General features: G+C 38.6%; 14 protein-coding genes. 5 read left to right on the top strand and 9 right to left on the bottom strand.

Going from position 1 to position 16,956, the window contains the following annotated elements:
* Nucleotides 1-81: 81 nt before the first annotated feature.
* From LQZ75_RS04770 to LQZ75_RS04760, 3 genes are all read right to left on the bottom strand, one after another.
* Nucleotides 82-930: an aldo/keto reductase gene (locus LQZ75_RS04770; RefSeq protein WP_230096694.1), complete on the bottom strand. Its 849-nt coding sequence runs from the start codon at nucleotides 928-930 to the stop codon at nucleotides 82-84.
* 112 nt (nucleotides 931-1,042) lie between these two features.
* Entirely contained in the window at nucleotides 1,043-1,729 is a 687-nt protein-coding gene (locus LQZ75_RS04765; protein ID WP_230096693.1) for an amino acid ABC transporter permease, read from the bottom strand.
* Nucleotides 1,730-1,809: 80 nt separating this feature from the next.
* Nucleotides 1,810-2,604, bottom strand: coding sequence for a transporter substrate-binding domain-containing protein (locus tag LQZ75_RS04760; RefSeq protein WP_230096692.1), 795 nt, complete (start codon nucleotides 2,602-2,604; stop codon nucleotides 1,810-1,812).
* Between the two features lie 230 nt (nucleotides 2,605-2,834).
* On the opposite strand from LQZ75_RS04760, the gene LQZ75_RS04755 reads away from it, so the two are divergent.
* Nucleotides 2,835-4,829, top strand: a complete 1,995-nt coding sequence (locus LQZ75_RS04755; protein ID WP_230096691.1) for an ABC transporter ATP-binding protein/permease — start codon at nucleotides 2,835-2,837, stop codon at nucleotides 4,827-4,829.
* A gap of 68 nt (nucleotides 4,830-4,897) precedes the next feature.
* On the opposite strand, the gene LQZ75_RS04750 is transcribed toward LQZ75_RS04755, so the two are convergent.
* Nucleotides 4,898-5,806 carry a LysR family transcriptional regulator gene (locus LQZ75_RS04750; protein ID WP_230096690.1) on the bottom strand — a complete coding sequence of 303 codons (909 nt, stop codon included), beginning with the start codon at nucleotides 5,804-5,806 and terminating at the stop codon, nucleotides 4,898-4,900.
* A 90-nt stretch (nucleotides 5,807-5,896) separates the two neighbouring features.
* Entirely contained in the window at nucleotides 5,897-7,210 is a 1,314-nt protein-coding gene (locus tag LQZ75_RS04745; protein WP_230096689.1) for an NCS2 family permease, read from the bottom strand.
* Between the two features lie 291 nt (nucleotides 7,211-7,501).
* Here LQZ75_RS04745 and purR point away from each other — a divergent pair, with 291 nt between their 5' ends.
* From purR to LQZ75_RS04725, 4 genes are all read left to right on the top strand, one after another.
* Nucleotides 7,502-8,335 carry a pur operon repressor gene (gene purR, locus LQZ75_RS04740; RefSeq protein ID WP_230096688.1) on the top strand — a complete coding sequence of 278 codons (834 nt, stop codon included), beginning with the start codon at nucleotides 7,502-7,504 and terminating at the stop codon, nucleotides 8,333-8,335.
* A gap of 15 nt (nucleotides 8,336-8,350) precedes the next feature.
* The gene (gene glmU, locus LQZ75_RS04735; RefSeq protein WP_230096687.1) at nucleotides 8,351-9,739 is read left to right on the top strand and encodes a bifunctional UDP-N-acetylglucosamine diphosphorylase/glucosamine-1-phosphate N-acetyltransferase GlmU; all 1,389 of its coding nucleotides are present in this window, start codon (nucleotides 8,351-8,353) and stop codon (nucleotides 9,737-9,739) included.
* Nucleotide 9,740: 1 nt separating this feature from the next.
* Nucleotides 9,741-10,763 carry a tryptophan--tRNA ligase gene (gene trpS / locus LQZ75_RS04730; RefSeq protein WP_230096686.1) on the top strand — a complete coding sequence of 341 codons (1,023 nt, stop codon included), beginning with the start codon at nucleotides 9,741-9,743 and terminating at the stop codon, nucleotides 10,761-10,763.
* A 117-nt stretch (nucleotides 10,764-10,880) separates the two neighbouring features.
* Complete coding sequence (locus LQZ75_RS04725; protein WP_230096685.1) at nucleotides 10,881-11,804, top strand: Ppx/GppA family phosphatase; 924 nt, start codon at nucleotides 10,881-10,883, stop codon at nucleotides 11,802-11,804.
* Nucleotides 11,805-11,871: 67 nt separating this feature from the next.
* On the opposite strand, the gene zwf is transcribed toward LQZ75_RS04725, so the two are convergent.
* The 4 genes from zwf to nrdI all read right to left on the bottom strand — a co-directional run bounded on the left by zwf (nucleotide 11,872) and on the right by nrdI (nucleotide 16,897).
* Nucleotides 11,872-13,332 carry a glucose-6-phosphate dehydrogenase gene (gene zwf, locus LQZ75_RS04720; protein WP_230096684.1) on the bottom strand — a complete coding sequence of 487 codons (1,461 nt, stop codon included), beginning with the start codon at nucleotides 13,330-13,332 and terminating at the stop codon, nucleotides 11,872-11,874.
* A 230-nt stretch (nucleotides 13,333-13,562) separates the two neighbouring features.
* A complete protein-coding gene (locus LQZ75_RS04715) occupies nucleotides 13,563-14,744 on the bottom strand; it encodes a CynX/NimT family MFS transporter (protein WP_230096683.1) in 1,182 nt (393 codons plus the stop codon).
* Nucleotides 14,745-14,888: 144 nt separating this feature from the next.
* On the bottom strand, nucleotides 14,889-16,412 hold the full coding sequence (glpK, locus tag LQZ75_RS04710) for a glycerol kinase GlpK (RefSeq protein WP_230096682.1): 1,524 nt from the start codon (nucleotides 16,410-16,412) through the stop codon (nucleotides 14,889-14,891).
* Nucleotides 16,413-16,444: 32 nt separating this feature from the next.
* Nucleotides 16,445-16,897: a class Ib ribonucleoside-diphosphate reductase assembly flavoprotein NrdI gene (nrdI, locus tag LQZ75_RS04705; RefSeq protein ID WP_230096681.1), complete on the bottom strand. Its 453-nt coding sequence runs from the start codon at nucleotides 16,895-16,897 to the stop codon at nucleotides 16,445-16,447.
* Between the last annotated feature and the right edge of the window lie 59 nt (nucleotides 16,898-16,956).

Genomic DNA, 16,956 nt, shown 5'->3' with positions numbered 1-16,956 from the left:
GCGATTTAAGCTAGGGATGCTAATTATTTAATAGAAATGTGATGAGCTGGGCAATAAAAAAAGCGTCATAGACGCTTTTTTTTAAAATTTTGCTTCATCAGCTTCAGTATGGAAACCAAATTTACCATGAAGATTATCAATAATCGCAGTATCTGCAGCACTAAGTTCAAAATCAAAAAGTTGTCCATTTTCAATAATTCGCTCAGTGTGCGTTGATTTTGGAAGAGGTAAGAAGCCTTTATCTAAACTCCAACGAAGGACAACTTGTGCTACCGTTTTGTTTAAACGATTAGCAACAGTTTGCACTTCTGGTAAATCAAAGATAGCTCCTGTTCCAAGTGGAGAATATGCTTCATTTAAGATATTGTGTGCATTATCAAAAGCAACAATTTCGGCTTCGGTATCAGAAGGATTTAAGAATAATTGGTTAACCATTGGTTTGATAGTTGCGGTTTTGAAGAGTTCTTCTAAGTGGTGAACTTGGAAGTTAGATACTCCAATTGCCCGCACTTTACCGGCCGCATAGGCTTCTTCCATGGCCCGCCAAGTATCAGCATTACGTTGTTGCCATTCATTACGGAATGCAACTGGATTTGGCCAGTGAATCAAGTATAGATCAACGTAGTCTAAGCCTAATTTTTGTAATGACAATGTTAAAGCAGCTTGGGTTTCGGTATAACCATGATCAGCATTCCAAAGTTTAGTTGTAATAAATAAATCCTCACGCGCAATACCAGAATCAGCAATCGCCCGTCCAACAGATTCTTCGTTACCATAGGCCGCTGCAGTATCAATATGGCGGTAACCAGCTTTTAAGGCATCCAATGTTGCTTGGTAAGCAACATCACCATCAGGAGTTTGCCAAGTACCAAAACCGACAACGGGAATTTTCACATCGTTTATAAGGGTAAATGTATCAGTAAGTGCCATTAAAAATAACCTCGATTCTTGATTTGATACTCATATAGTAGCATTTAAAAACGGTAATTTACATAAATACTATTAAATAATAAGTAAATTTTAGATTAATTACGTAGTTAGATTAGCGGGCCATTGCATATGATTTGAATTTTACTTCAAGAATTTTTTGTCCCTTTGAAAGAATCGTTGAGAAGAGGGCATAGACGGCTGCGGCGACAATATAAGTATCTAAAATTTGGAAATTAGTAGCGGCTGTTTGTTGAGCAAGTTGCATAATTTCAATTAAGGAAATCGTTGATGCAAGTGAAGTATCTTTAACTAATGAAATAAAAGTATTACTCAAAGGTGGTACGGCAATGCGGAAAGCTTGGGGAAGGACAACATATAAGAAAGTTGTCTTTGTACTCATACCAAGTGAGCGGGCGGCTTCAAATTGGCCTTTAGGCACGCCACCAATGGCACCACGAATGGTTTCAGATGTATACGCCCCAGTATTAAGGGTGAATCCAATGATTGCCGCTGGCCAAACACCTAAGCTAAGGTCAGGAAATGCTTTAGGAATACCGTAGAAGATAATGTACAGTTGGAGCAACATCGGCGTACTCCGGAAGAGCCAAATGTAGAAGCGATTGATTTGTTGGACAAACCACATTGGCGTAAAGCGTTTGGCATCAGCTAGACTAATGAAGGCAGATAATGTTCCTACAATTAAGCTGAGAATAAAAGTTATGATTGCCAAAGGGACAGTTGTTTTAAGGCCAATAATTAAAAATTGAAAAAAATGGTCTTTGAAAATTTCAAATAACATAGAAGATCCTTTCAGATAAAAATCAGATGTGACATGCAAAAATGCTTACAGTGAACAAGCATTGTAAGCATTTTTAAAGGTTATTTTTTAGTTACATCAGTACCAAAGAATTGGAGTGAAAGCTTACTTACAGTACCGTTAGCTTCAAGCTTTTTAAGGGCTTTATCTAACTTCGCTTTTAATTCAGGGTTGTTCTTACTAAGAACCCCGGCAACTGTTTGCGTAGGAATTTCCTTACTTGCATCTAAGGTTGTTAAATCAGTGTTAGGGTTTGCTTGCTTAAAGCCGTAGAAAGCTTCTCGTGAGTTAAAGGCTCCCTTAACTTGACCAGATTCAATCAATGAAATTGCTTCTGAGAAACCAGGAACAGCAACCGTTTGGGCCCCAAGTCGTTGCGCAGCACGTCCGTTTTCAGTTGTTAAATCACCGGCAATTTTAAGCCCTTTGATATCAGCCGGATTTTTGATAGTTGAATCTTTTTTAACTATGAGGACAGATTTACTGTATAAGTATGGTGTTGTGTAGGCATAGCTCTTAGCACGTTGTGCAGAAACAGTTACGTTATTGAAAACGGCATCGTATTTGTGAGAGTCAAGGCCAGCGATTAATGAATCCCATTTTGATTGGACAAAGACAGGCTTAAGGCCAAGTTCTTTTGCTAGGTCACGTGATAACTCAACTTCAAATCCGGTTAATTTACCATCTTTATGAAAGCTATAAGGTGCGTAAGTTCCCTCAAGTCCAATTGTAAGTTTCCCACTTTGAATAGTGTTATCTTTGTTGTTGGCAGCTTGGTGGTTACCACAAGCCGCTAAAGTGACTCCAGTGACAACGACAGCAGCAAGTAATAATAACTTTTTAAAACGAAAATGCATCTTATAATCTCCTCTATAAAATATAGTATGTTTATTCAATAGTAACGCATTTTTTATGATAGCCCATTAACTAATTAAAAGTCAATAAAAATAATTATTTTTAGTAAGTAGAGATAGTTAAAGATGTTATTATTGATTACTAATAAGTAAAATAAACATTAATTTCGTATTTTTTAAAGTATAATAATTGTATGACATATTTAACTAGCTATTGGAGAGGAGTATAAGACATGGCGTTTTTAGCATTACAAGATATTCGTAAATCATATTATCTTGGTAAAGAAGAGTTTCCCGTCTTGAAAGGAATTGATTTAGCTTTTGAACGAGGAGAATTTGTCTCAATTCTTGGGGAAAGTGGTGGTGGTAAATCTACCTTGATGAATATCATTGGGGGCTTGGACCATAACTTTACTGGGGATGTTGTAGTGAATGGTCAATCACTTAAAGGGGCTAAGGAAAAGGATTTTGATCAATATCGCCGGCAAACAATCGGCTTTATTTTCCAATCATTTAACTTGATTAGCCATTTGACAATCTTGGAAAATGTGTTGATTTCATTAAAAATGACAACATTAAATACAAAAGAACAAGAAAAACGCGCCTTAGAACTACTTGAACAAGTGGGCTTAAGTGAACACGTTAAAAAACACCCAAACCAACTCTCTGGGGGCCAAAAGCAACGGGTTGCCATCGCCCGCGCCTTAGCAAGTGATCCGGAAGTAATCATTGCTGATGAACCAACGGGTGCACTTGATGCGCAAAATACACAAGAAGTTCTTGAAATTTTGGATGGCATTGCCAAATCAGGTAAATTAGTAATTGCGGTTACGCACTCACAAGCCGTAGCTGATTTTGGAACTCGGATTGTTCACTTAGCTGACGGTAAGATTGATGGTGATACAATTAATCGCGAAAAGTATACAACTGATAAAGCTGCAAACTTGATTCCATCACGACCATTGTCATACCTTGCAAATGTACGTATGGCGTGGGAACATGTCCGCTATAATATTAAACGCAACTTGTTAATTATTTTTGGTGGCTCAATTGGGATTTTCGCAGTTATTTTATTTTTAGGATTAGGTAATGGAATCAAAGGTTACATGAACCAACAAATTACATCGCTGGTAAATCCTAAAACAATTACTTTGAATAAACCAATTCCAACCGGCGCAGACGCTACCAAAAGTGACCCCGGTCGGTATGAATTAACTAATGCTGATTTGAAAAAAGTCCAAGCAGTTAAACATATTGATGAAGCTGACTTAGCATACTTATTGTCAAATGCTAGTTTACAACTTGATAATGGTAAAAAAGCACCTACGCAAATTATGACTTGGAACGCATCGTTAAAAGACCAAAAAATAATTACGGGTCATCAAGCAAAAGGTAATGAAATTTTACTTTCAAAAGCCGATGCACAAGCAATTCAAAAGAACTATAAAGGCTTAGTCGGTAAAACCCTTAATTTACGGTTTGTTGATCCGATTGCAGCTGCTAAAGCACAAGTTGCAAATGCACAATTTGGTGGTCAAACCCCACCAGGTATGGAAGCACCCCGGACAATTCAGGTGACAATTAAAGTTGCCGGAATTCTTGATGGGGGGGCTTCATCAATGCCGTTGGCTAATATGAAGCAAATTTTTACTGATCACAAAATTGACTTTAAAGCTAATTTCCTAGCAGTTGATGTTGATGAGTTAGCCAATGTTAAGCAAGTATCAAAAGACTTAAAAGCATTAAAAAATAACAAAGGTAAAGCGTTGTATGAAGTTCGTAGCGTAGGATCAGTACTTGATACAATTAATACTTATATTTCGTTGGCAGCTAATATTTTAGCGGCAATTGCCGGTATTTCATTACTTGTCTCAGCGATTATGATTATTGTTGTCTTGTATATTTCTGTGTCAGAACGGACAAAAGAAATTGGAATTTTACGGGCGTTAGGTGGTCGTAAGAAGGATATTAGTCGCTTATTTACAGCGGAAGCATTCTTCATTGGAGCATTTAGTGCAATTCTAGGATTGGTATTTGCATACATTATGCAAACCGTAATTAATTTAGGTGTTCATAGCTTAATTAATTATCCAATTGTTAACTTTAGTCTCGGTAATGTTATTTTCGCAATGGTTATTAGTATTGTAATTAGCTTACTTGCTGCAGCTGCGCCATCACATGTCGCTGCACGGTTAGATCCGATTGAAAGTTTGGCCGCTGGTGATTAGGGCTTAAATTAGTTAATAAAAATAAAAGGCACTACCAATTTTAAATAGTTGGTAGTGCCTTTTATTTGTTAATGTGACCATAGTAAGTCATTTGGATAATGCTCGTGCATAAAACCAAAAATTTGCACGAGCATGGCTTTGACAATGGGAGAACTAGCCTGACTTTTAGGCGTTGCAACAACGAGTGTTCGGAAGACATCTTGATCAAATGCATAGACGTTAACTTTATCAGGATAATCTGGAAAGCTAGTTAATGACAATGCGGGTAAAATCCCAAAACCAAGACCGGATTCAACCATGGCAATAATACTGGGATCATCAATGGTGTAAGTTAATGAATTTGAAGTCACCTTATATTGATCGAGTGTCGCTTTAGTAGCACGATCATAATCGGATTCTTGGAGAATAAATGTTTTATCACGTAAGTCATGTTCAGTTACAAAATGAATGTTTTTTGGCCGGAAGTCTTTAGGCGCCACTGTGAATAAAGTATCTAAAATCAATGGATAGGTTGTTAGTTGTGGATCAACGGGTAAGGCAGTAAAGCCGATGTCTAATTGACCTTGGCGTAGTTTTTCGGCGATATCATTTAAACTACCTTGAACTAATTGAATCGTAATTTCAGGATAAGCCCGTCGAAATTGTTGCAAAATAGTTGGCAGCCATTGCACAGATGCGGAACTGAAGGCCCCAATACGTAAGGTTCCGCGGACTAATCCATTAATATTATCGATTTCTTGATGCAGGCGATTTTCGGCATTTAAGACTTCCCAGACATATGGAAGAATTTGATGAGCATTAGGCGTTAGGGTGCTACCATTGCGATTGCGAATGAATAATGGAAATCCAAGCTCACGTTCGAGTTGGGCAATTGCATGACTAACAGCTGATGGCGTGATGTTTAATCTTTCAGCAGCTTGATAGTATGTTTTTGTTTCAGCAACGGTTGCAAAAATTTGATATGGATAAATGGCCATCTGCATTACCTCTGACATAAGTATTGAATTAATTGTACTAAAAAAGTTCTCGAAAATATGTATTTCGAGAACTTTTGATAAATATGTTAATTATTTAGTATTCATAACATAGAAGAAAAGAGCAAATACTATGAATAAGAGCCACATAACAACGTTGACTTCCTTACCACGTTTAGCAGCAAACATCGTAATTGGGTAGGCGAACATTCCTAAGGCAATTCCATCTGAAATTGAGTAAGTCAATGGCATCCCAAGAACGATTAGAAATGCAGGAATCCCAACTTCAAGCTTGTTCCATTCGATACCCGCTAAGTTTGAAGCCATTAAGACTCCAACAACGATCAATGCGGGTGCAGTAACTTGAACAGTGAAAACACTCAAGAGTGGTGAGAAAAGCATTGAGAATAAGAAGAAGATTCCGACAAAAACAGATGTTAAACCAGTACGACCACCGACGGCGATTCCGGCTGATGACTCAATAAAAGTTGAAGTGGGTGAAGTACCAAGGATTGAACCTAGTAAAACTGATGAAGAATCAGCAAACAAAGCCCGACCAACACGTGGCATTTCGCCTTTTTCATTGATGAAGCCGGCTTGTTCAGCCAAACCAATTAAGGTACCAGCAGTATCAAAGAATGCAACAAGAAGGAATGTTAAAACAACAATTAATAATTGAACAGAATTGATACTACCGATGTGAGTAACTCCGGCTCCAAAAGTTGGTTTTAAGCTAGGAGCTAGTGAGACAATACTACTAGGCGCTTTGATTAAGCCAGTCGCTAAACCAACAAGTGCAGTTAAAACCATCCCAATAAAAATTGATGCTGGGACACGTTTAACAACTAAGATGAAGGAAACAATTAAACCAAAGATTGTTAACCAAGTTGTGGGTGTTGTTAATGGGCCAAATGAAACCATTGTTGCGGGGTTTGCAACAATTAAGCCTCCTTGGTGTAATCCGATGAAAGCGATGAATAAACCAATTCCGGCGGCAATTGCTAATTTTAAATCACGTGGAATAGCATTGATAACAATTTCACGGATCTTAAAGAATGTCAAAATCATGAAGATGATTGCTGAAAGGAAAACACCAGCCATGGCAGTTTGCCAAGGAATCTTCATTCCGATAACTACTGAATAAGCGAAAAACGCATTCATTCCAAGACCAGGGGCGATTGCAATTGGGTAATTTGCTAAGATACCCATGACAATCGTTCCAAATGCAGATGCAATTGCTGTGGCGGTGAAAATGGCACCTTTATCCATGCCGGCAGCCCCAAGAACAGTAGGGTTAACGAATAAGATGTAAGCCATGGCGAAAAATGTAGTTAAACCCGCGATAAATTCGCGACGAACAGTTGAGCCTTCCTCTTTAAGGCGGAAGTAGCGTGAAATGCTTTCCATAATAAATTTATACCTCATAAATGTTTTGCTTTGAATAATGAATAACTATATAATAGCATACATTTATGTAAAATCAACCTAAAAACCGAACTAAATATAGTTATTTTTTGTTAATAGTTCGAATTTCATGGTAAAATGGAATGCGATAAGCAGTAAATAATAGTAAATTTAAAATTATTAACAAGAAAGCTATTATATAAATAGCTTTTCCGAACGTTCGTGATATAATGTAATTAATATATAAATCAAATGAAAATGTTAAGATAAATAATAAAAAGTGAGGATTTTACTATGAAGACACGACGTGCTGATCGCCTTGTTGATATGACAGATTACTTATTAAATCGGCCCCGTAAATTGGTTTCTTTAACCCATTTTGCGGAACGCTATGATTCAGCTAAATCATCGATTTCAGAAGATTTAGCAATTTTGAAACGTGCATTCCATGAACGAGGGATTGGGTTATTAGAAACGTTACCTGGTGCTGCTGGAGGTGCACGCTTTGTACCGTACATGTTACAAGGTGAAGCCGATGAATTCATTAATGAATTAGTCACTGAAGTAAGTGATGAAACACGCGTGTTACCTGGGGGATATGTTTTCTTGTCTGATTTACTTGGCCGACCAGATATTTTACGCCGAGTGGGTCGCTTGATTGCGACACAATACATCAATACCGAAATTGATGCGGTTATGACCGCAGCAACTAAAGGTGTTCCAATGGCGCAAGCAGTAGCAACTGAATTGAATGTACCTTTTGTGATTGTACGTAATGATTCAAAAATTACTGAAGGCCCAACAATGTCAGTTAACTATTTAACTGGTTCATCAAAACGTGTTGAAAAAATGGAACTATCACGGCGGTCATTACCAACTGGTTCACGCGTCTTGGTGGTCGATGATTTCATGAAAGCCGGTGGCACGATTAAAGGAATGATGAGCCTAGTCGGTGAATTTGAAGGTACAGTAGTCGGTGCGGCGGTCTTTGCTGAGGGCCGAGTTAGTGAACGTGTAGTCACTAAATATACTTCATTGATTCATGTAGATACATTAACATCTGATGGTGCCGGTATTACGGTTGCACCAGGTAACTATCAAAGTGAAATTTACACAACTGAATTATAAAAAGGGGAATGAGTAATGACTAGAAATGCGATTATTTTAGCTGCCGGAATGGGTTCGCGGATGAAATCAAAATTATACAAGGTGTTACAACCAGTGGCAGGTAAAGCGATGGTTGATCATGTATTAACAGAAATTGAAGCCACTAATGTTGATCATGTTGTTACTGTAATTGGTCATGGTGCCGATGCAGTTAAGCAATTATTGGGTACACGGACTGAATACGCATTACAAGCAGAACAATTAGGAACAGGTCATGCAGTATTACAAGCACAAGCATTACTTGGTACATATGCCGGGACAACGCTAATTGCAAGTGGAGATTCACCACTTTTTACAGCTGCAACTTTTAATCAATTGTATACCGAACATGAAAAGGCTGGAAACGCGGTAACGGTGTTAAGTTCTAAAGCACCGGATCCTTTTGGCTATGGACGTATTATTAGGGATGTGAATGGTAATGTTGAAAAAATTGTTGAACAAAAAGATGCAACCCCAGCAGAACAAGCGGTGGATGAAATTAGCACTGGGGTCTTTGTTTTTGATAATCAACTGTTATTTGCGGCCCTTGCCCAAGTTAAAAATGATAATGCGCAGGGTGAATATTACTTGCCAGACACATTAGAAATTTTAAAGGCGGCTGGCCACACAGTTGGGGCCTACCAAATGGCTGATTTCACTGAAAGTATGGGGGTTAACGATCGCGTTGCGTTGGGGGCTGCTAACCTTGCGATGCGTGAACGGATTAATGAAAAGCACATGCGTAACGGTGTGACTTTAATTGATCCAACTAGTACGTATATTGACGCTAACGTAGTGATTGGTAACGATACAACGATTGAACCCAATGTCTACCTTAAAGGAAACACGGTTATTGGTAGTGATGTTTATATCACAAGTGGATCAACTGTAATTGATTCTACAATTGAAAATAACGTGACGATAACTTCATCCCAGATTGAAGAATCAATCATGCGTGAAGGCTCAAATTGTGGGCCATTTGCTCACTTGCGGCCAAAGAGTGATATTGGGCAAGCGGTTCATATTGGTAACTTTGTTGAAACTAAAAAAGTTACGATTGGCAAAGGAACTAAGGTCGGTCACTTAACATATGTTGGGGATGCCACTTTAGGTGAAGATATCAATATCGGTGCCGGCACAATTTTTGTTAATTATGATGGGGTTAATAAATTCCATACCACAGTTGGTGACCATGCTTTCATTGGTTCAAATACTAAAATTATTGCACCAGTAGCAATTGGGGATTATGCATTGACAGCTGCTGGTTCAACGATTACAGATGATATCCCTGCTAAAGCAATGGGGATTGCACGGAGTCGCCAAACAACCAAGACGGATTTTTGGGATCGGACACCCCAAGGTAAAAAAGATAAAGGACAACAATAATATGACAGATAAGCAAATTCTATTAACTGGTGATCGCCCAACGGGTAAAATGCACATTGGTCACTATGTTGGTTCATTACGTAATCGCGTGGCATTACAAGACTCAGGCAAATATGAAAGTTATATCATGATTGCCGATAAGCAAGCCTTGACTGACAATGCACGCGATCCAAAGAAGGTGCATGATTCTGTCTTACAAGTCGCTTTGGACTATTTAGCGGTGGGAGTTGATCCTGAAAAATCAACAATTTTCCTACAATCGCAAATTCCAGCTTTATCAGAATTAACCGAATACTATTTAAACCTAGTTTCATTAGGCCGTTTGGAACGTAACCCAACGGTTAAAACAGAACTTAAAATGCGTAACTTTGGAGAAGGTATTCCAGCAGGATTCTTAATTTATCCAGTATCCCAAGCAGCTGATATTACAGCATTCAAAGCCACAGTAGTACCTGTTGGTGATGACCAAGAACCAATGATTGAACAAACACGTGAAATCGTGCGGACATTTAATAATATCTATAGTGGGGATATCTTAGTAGAGCCTCAAGGTTATTTCCCACCAAAGGGTCAAGGTCGGATTCCAGGGCTTGATGGGGTGAAAATGTCTAAATCACTAGGAAATGCAATTTATTTAAGTGATGATGCCGATACTTTGGCTAAAAAAGTTAAGTCAATGTATACTGATCCAGAACACATTAACATCGATGATCCTGGACATGTTGAAGGCAACATGGTCTTTACATACTTGGATATTTTCGATGATGATAAGGATGAAGTTGCTCGCTTGAAAGAACACTACCAACGTGGTGGTTTAGGTGATATGAAACTTAAAAAGTATTTGATTGAAGTACTTGAAAATAAATTAGCACCAATTCGTCAACGCCGGGAACGATTTGCCCAAGATCCAGCGGCTGTTATGAAAATGCTAGAAGAAGGCTCAAAGAAAGCCAACGTAGTAGCAAGTCAAACAATGCGCGAAGTTCGTCATGCAATGGGTGTTGATTACTTCGGTGAATTTTAATAGTTAAAAAACTTTATCGTGATTTAGCGATAAAGTTTTTTTATTTACAAAAAATTTAAAATTTAATCGAATTATAATGTAAAATAAACATTGAAATTAAAAAGATGAGGTAGACGGATGGCATATTTAGCAATTGTAGACTTAGGATCAAATTCAACCCGAATGGTTGTTGAAAAAATCGAAGATGATGGCACATATACTGAAGTTGAACGAGTAAAAGAAGATACACGGCTATCTGAAGGTATGGGTGAAGCCTTAGTTTTACAAGATTTTGCCATCGAACGGGTACTACAAGCATTAAAAAACTTTCAACAAATTTATCAACAATATCCGGATGTCCAAATTAAAGCGATTGCCACAGCTGCGGTCCGGCAAGCTACTAATCAAGCGGCCTTTTTATCCCGAGTTAAAGCAGAGGTTGGGATTGATATCCATGTTTTGTCAGGGGATGACGAAGCTTATTATGATTATTTAGGGGTTGAACATACTTTGGCAATTGAGGATGCTTTATTGGTTGATACCGGGGGTGCATCCGTAGAATTGATTTTAGTTAAGGGTGGTCAAAAGCAAGCGTTGATTAGTGTGCCGTTTGGTGCTGTTAGCCTTTCGGAAAAATTTAATTTACACGATGCGCCAAGTGCACAAGCTGTCTTTCAAGCTAATCGGTATGTACAAGCTGTTTATAATCACATTGAATGGCTAATGAGTGCCCGGCAATTGCCAATTGTCTTACTTGGTGGTGCGAATCGAACTTTGGCGCGGATGGAACAAGTACAAACTACCGGAATTCTAGGCCAAAATTTTCACGGCTTTGAAATGACTGCCAATCAAGCATTAGATTTATTTGAATTACTTATTCAACATGATAAAGCTGGTCGAATTGTCCTCCCTGGCTTAGATGCTAACCGTGCCGATATCATTTTAGGTGGGTGTATACCGCTATTGAATTTGATAATGACTCTAGCAACACCAAAGATAATTTTTTCTGAAAGTGGTGTCCGTGAAGGAATTATTACCGAATACATGCAACAAATGAAATAAATAATAAAAGAGCTAGCCGCAAATACGGCTAGCTCTTTTATTATTTACGGTTAAAGAAGGTTGATGATTAACCTTCGTAAATCCATTTGTGACCATCACGGGCAAGTAATTCGTCAGCAGCAACAGGTCCCATTGAACCTGAAACGTAGTTAGGGAATTCTTGGTGAGTAGCATCCCAAGCGGATTGAATGGCATCAACAAACTTCCAAGCAACGGCAACACCGTTCCAGTCAGCAAAGTTTGAACCATTACCATCCATCGTATCATGAATCATGCGTTCGTATGGTTCAGGAGTTTGTGCTTTATCTTCAGCAGATACTTTCCATTCAAGTGTAATTGGACGAGTCTTGAATTCAGGTGTTGTATCCTTAGCGATGATTGAGTATTCAATCTTACCTTCAGGATCAACAATGATTGAAAGAACATTCTTTTCAAGTGGTTGGGCACCGTTGAAGATGTTAGCATCTTGTTTGAAGACTACATCAATACGTGTAGTCTTTGCAGCCAAACGCTTACCTGAACGAATGTAGAATGGGACACCATTCCAACGATCAGTAGCAAATTCTAACTTACCTGCAACATAAGTGTTGTTTTGTGAGTCAGCTGGTACATCCTTTTCTTGGAGGTAGCCGTTTTGCGTGTTATCAGCATCGGGACCATATTGGCCACGGACAAAGTTTTCAGCAACTTCTTCCGGTGTATAAATCTTAAGGGCGTTAAAGGCCTTGTTTTTAGCCTCACGAATAGCAGTATCAGTCCATTCAGTTGGTTCATCCATCGCTAACCAACCAACAACTTGCATCGTGTGGTTTTGGATCATATCACGTAAAGCACCGGCAGTATCGTAGTAGCCGGCACGGTCTTCAACTCCAAGTGTTTCTGAGAGAGTAACTTGGATATTATCGATGTAATCTTTATTCCAAGCGTTGTTGAAGATTGGGTTACCAAAACGAAGTGTCGCAATGTTTTGAACCATTTCTTTACCTAAGTAGTGGTCAATGCGGTAAACTTGGTCTTCTGAGAAGGCATCGCTTAATTCGTTTTGTAATTTTTCGGCAGTTTCAAAGCTAACTCCGAAAGGCTTTTCAATCATAAGACGGTTAAATTCACCATCAGTTGAAAGCAATTCTTCTGATTTCAAGTATTGAGCAACTGTTCCAAAGAAACGAGGGGCAATTGACATGTAGAAGATACGGTTACCCTTCAATGCAAAATCTTGATCAAGCTTTTCAATCTTGGCTTTAAGTGGAGCATAGTCAGCTGCTACTGTGATATCAGCTTTTTCGTAGTCAAAGTGACGGATGAAATCAGCATCAGCATCTTCATTCATGAATTCTTTGATTGAATCACTTACAAATGCTTGGAATTCTTCAGTTGTCATTTCTTGACGTGAAGTTCCTAAAATAGCGAAGTGTTCTTGTAAAAAGCCTTTTTTGTACAAGTTGTAAACTGATGGGAACAATTTACGTTTTGCGAGGTCACCAGTAGCACCAAAAAAGGTTACTAAAGTTGTAATTTCTTTAGGCACGATAAATATCTCCTTTTAACAATCAATGTTAGTCTAATAAACAATTTCAACATTATTATATACTAGATTTTAAGGTGTCGGCGATAAAATTACATAATTTTAGAAAGTTTTTTTCAAAACTACACGATATTCATGAAAATTGCTTTCAAATTAAGTTTATTAATAAATAGCACAGCGGAAAATAAAAAATAGCCTAATTTCAAGATTTTGAAATTAGGCTATTTTGCAGATTAATCAAAAACTTTTTCCTTGCGTTCAACTAATAAAGCACAGGTCATCATGATTAAAGTAGCGATAATTAAGGCAATGGTTTGCACATTCCAACTGTGAAAAGTTGCATAGCCAAGACCGAATAAAAATGGACCGACAGCAGCAATTAAGTATCCACCAGCTTGAGCCATTCCTGATAATTCGGCTGTTTCAGCTGGATTATTAGTCTTCTTACCAAATGATGTCATCAGGTAAGGGAAGAGGGCGCCAGTTGCTAATCCGTTAAGGATGTTCAAGATTAACCAGAAAACAAAGGCGTCATTGGCAAAAAGTAACATGGTAAATGAAATAATTGCAAGCAACGATACACTGATGACAAATATCCGGCGCTTAGGGGCGCTAGCATGGGCAATGATGTTGGGTACTAAAAATGAAACAGGCAATGAAACTAAAGCATTTACACCAGCTAGTAACCCGGCAGCATTACCACTAACACCATGTGAAATGGCGATGGTTGGGAGCCATGAGATAGATGTATAAAAGAGCGCTGATTGAAGTCCCATGAAGATTAATAAGTACCAAGCAGTCATATTTTTCCAAGCCGAAGGAACTGAATTTTTACCAGTTCCTTTTGGCGCAAGTAAGTGGTTATGCCGTACATTTGGAAACCATACTAGTAAAGCAATAATGACTAAAGCACTTAATAGGATAATCAAAGTTTGCCAATTAGTGGCTAATACAATTGGTACTGATATTGCGGAAAATAATGCAGTCATTAATCCCATGGTAAAAGTGTAAATTGAAGTGTAGCCACCAATTTTAGTTGGGAAATTAGCGGCGATTAATGTGGGGAGTAACACGTTCATTTGTGAGATGGCAATCCCAACTAACAAAGTACCAATGAATAAAAAAGGTGTTGAGATAATTCGGATAATGGAACCGATAAACATAAGAATTAGCACCCCAATGAAGGTTGCTTCAATTCCAAATTTACGCGCAATAAAGGGGGCAAATGGTGAAAAAATGGCAAAGGCAAGTAATGGTAAGGTTGTTAAAATTCCCAAGGATGATACGGGGATGTGAAGACCATGGGCAATTTCACCTAGGACTGGGGGAATGCTCGTGATGGGAATCCGCAAGACGGCCCCAAGAAGAACTATCCCAGGTAGTAAAAAGGCACTATGTTTGGCTGTGGTTTGCATGTAACGCTCCGTTCTATAAAATGACAAAACCCCATTGTAAATAATATTTATGGAGTAAAAATAGTGAATAGTATTAACAAGTATTATACATAAAAAATTAACGATATTAAAAAAGTCGTAGAAAGTTTTCCACGACTTTAAGAATTAATCATGCGGTAACTCATTGGGTTTGAACAACTGCGTTGCCGCAACGGCGTTTTGCCAACCGTGATAGAGTTGTTCTCGCCGGCTAGTGGGCATGGTTGGTTTAAAGGTCCGACCAGCAATGGTCATATTTTTAATGTCTTCTACTGATTCCCAATAATCAACAGCTAAACCGGCCAAGAAGGCAACACCAAGAGCTGTTGTTTCCTCATCGGTAGCACGGAGAATTTCGGCATCAAGAATGTCAGCTTGAAACTGCATTAAGTATTGATTCCGTGATGCACTACCATCGGCATGCATTGATTTAATTTCAAAGCCAGTATCTTGGCGCATAGTTTCAATAACATCGCGCGTTTGATAAGCAATAGCTTGTAAGGTGGCTTTGATAAAATCATTCCGATTTGTTCCACGTGTAACACCAAAAACAGCCCCACGTGCATGTGGGTCCCAATAAGGTGCTGATAAGCCAGAAAACGCCGGCACAAAGTAAACTTCATCATCATTAGTTGATTGTTCAGCTGCGGTCCGTGTTTCAGGTTCATTATCAATCATCTTTAAGCCATCGTGTAGCCATTGAATTGCTGAACCCGCCACAAAAATAGCCCCCTCAAGTGCATATTTAACTTCACCTTGCATGGAATAGGCGACCGTAGCGACTAAGTCATGTGAGGAAACAACAGGGGTATCACCAGTATTTAGGAGAATAAATGATCCAGCACTATACGTGTTTTTAGTGAAACCCGTTTCAAAGCCCATTTGGCCAATTAAGGCTGCTTGTTGGTCACCAGCTAGACCGGCGATTGGGACCTCACCACCAAAGAATTGATAAGATTCTGTTGTCGTATAGACTTCAGAACTCGTTTTAATTTCCGGTAACATCACTTTAGGGATATTAAATAATGCGAGTAATTCAGGATCCCAGGTTAGTGTATTAATATTAAATAGCATTGTGCGACTAGCATTAGTGTGGTCGGTTACAAAGGCTTTTCCACCAGATAATTTCCAGACTAACCATGTATCAACAGTTCCAAAAAGCAACTCACCGGCTTCTGCTCGTGCTTGTGCACCTGGGACTTGATCAAGAATCCAACGAATTTTTGATCCCGAAAAAGCGGTGCTTAACGGTAAGCCCGTTTTAGCTTGAATCATATCGGCATGCCCATCGCTACGTAATTTTTCAATAATCGCTACTGATTGATTACTTTGCCAACTAATGGCATTGTAGATAGGTTGACCAGTTGCCTTATCCCAAATGATAGTTGTTTCCCGTTGATTAGCAATTCCAATAGCTTTAATTTCATCTGGTCGGACACCGGAATTAATCATGGCACTAGCAATAACGGTTTGCACACTATGCCAGATATCTTGGGGACTTTGTTCTACCCAGCCAGAGTGGGGGTAGGTTGCTGTAATTTCAGTTTCAGTTTCAGTGACACGCCGACCATTTTTATTGAAAATTTTGGCGCGTGATGAAGTGGTTCCTTGGTCAATTGCGAGAATATACTCGGGTTTAATAATGGCCATATTTAGTACCTACTTTCAGATATATAGATTAATTAAGCAAGCTTAGTGAGAATGCTATAAATGCGCTCAACATCTTGAGATGTCCCACGAAGCTCATAGTCGGCCACAACAGCCGTGTTAGTGGCATGGGCATAACGACGAGCAGTTAAAACATATTGTTCGTTGAAATTCCGATTACCAGAACCGATAATTCCTTGGACCAATTGGGCATTACGATTGTAGGTGATATATTCACCAAGTGTATTGGTCATTAATTCTTTAACACCATTATCAATGCCATTGCCACCACTTAAATAAGTTGGCACGCAAACAAAAAATGGGGTTGTTTCATCAGTAAAATTAGTTAAATCAGAAATTTCAACGGCTTCAATTAATGGGGCACTAGGATTAATTGCTTGTTGGTCGTTAGCATAGGTGCTTAATTTCTGGATGAAGCCACGAGTATTACCAGAAATTGAGCTAAATAAAATTCTAATTGGTTGCATGAAAACGCCTCTTCTTAATATTCGATACTACTTATTATAGTAACCTTTGCGGAATCATT

The sequence above is a fragment of the Periweissella fabaria genome (assembly GCF_918814575.1).
In the GTDB taxonomy this organism is placed as follows: Bacteria; Bacillota; Bacilli; order Lactobacillales; family Lactobacillaceae; genus Periweissella; species Periweissella fabaria.
Note: the sequence above shows the minus strand (reverse complement) of the source record. Positions and strands in the feature narration are given on the sequence as shown.

Bases quoted from the DNA above. Each gene is read 5' to 3' on its own strand.
- LQZ75_RS04770 (WP_230096694.1), bottom strand. From the start codon at position 930: ATGGCACTTACTGATACATTTACCCTTATAAACGATGTGAAAATTCCC.
- LQZ75_RS04765 (WP_230096693.1), bottom strand. From the start codon at position 1,729: ATGTTATTTGAAATTTTCAAAGACCATTTTTTTCAATTTTTAATTATT.
- LQZ75_RS04760 (WP_230096692.1), bottom strand. From the start codon at position 2,604: ATGCATTTTCGTTTTAAAAAGTTATTATTACTTGCTGCTGTCGTTGTC.
- LQZ75_RS04755 (WP_230096691.1), top strand. From the start codon at position 2,835: ATGGCGTTTTTAGCATTACAAGATATTCGTAAATCATATTATCTTGGT.
- LQZ75_RS04750 (WP_230096690.1), bottom strand. From the start codon at position 5,806: ATGGCCATTTATCCATATCAAATTTTTGCAACCGTTGCTGAAACAAAA.
- LQZ75_RS04745 (WP_230096689.1), bottom strand. From the start codon at position 7,210: ATGGAAAGCATTTCACGCTACTTCCGCCTTAAAGAGGAAGGCTCAACT.
- purR (WP_230096688.1), top strand. From the start codon at position 7,502: ATGAAGACACGACGTGCTGATCGCCTTGTTGATATGACAGATTACTTA.
- glmU (WP_230096687.1), top strand. From the start codon at position 8,351: ATGACTAGAAATGCGATTATTTTAGCTGCCGGAATGGGTTCGCGGATG.
- trpS (WP_230096686.1), top strand. From the start codon at position 9,741: ATGACAGATAAGCAAATTCTATTAACTGGTGATCGCCCAACGGGTAAA.
- LQZ75_RS04725 (WP_230096685.1), top strand. From the start codon at position 10,881: ATGGCATATTTAGCAATTGTAGACTTAGGATCAAATTCAACCCGAATG.
- LQZ75_RS04715 (WP_230096683.1), bottom strand. From the start codon at position 14,744: ATGCAAACCACAGCCAAACATAGTGCCTTTTTACTACCTGGGATAGTT.
- glpK (WP_230096682.1), bottom strand. From the start codon at position 16,412: ATGGCCATTATTAAACCCGAGTATATTCTCGCAATTGACCAAGGAACC.
- nrdI (WP_230096681.1), bottom strand. From the start codon at position 16,897: ATGCAACCAATTAGAATTTTATTTAGCTCAATTTCTGGTAATACTCGT.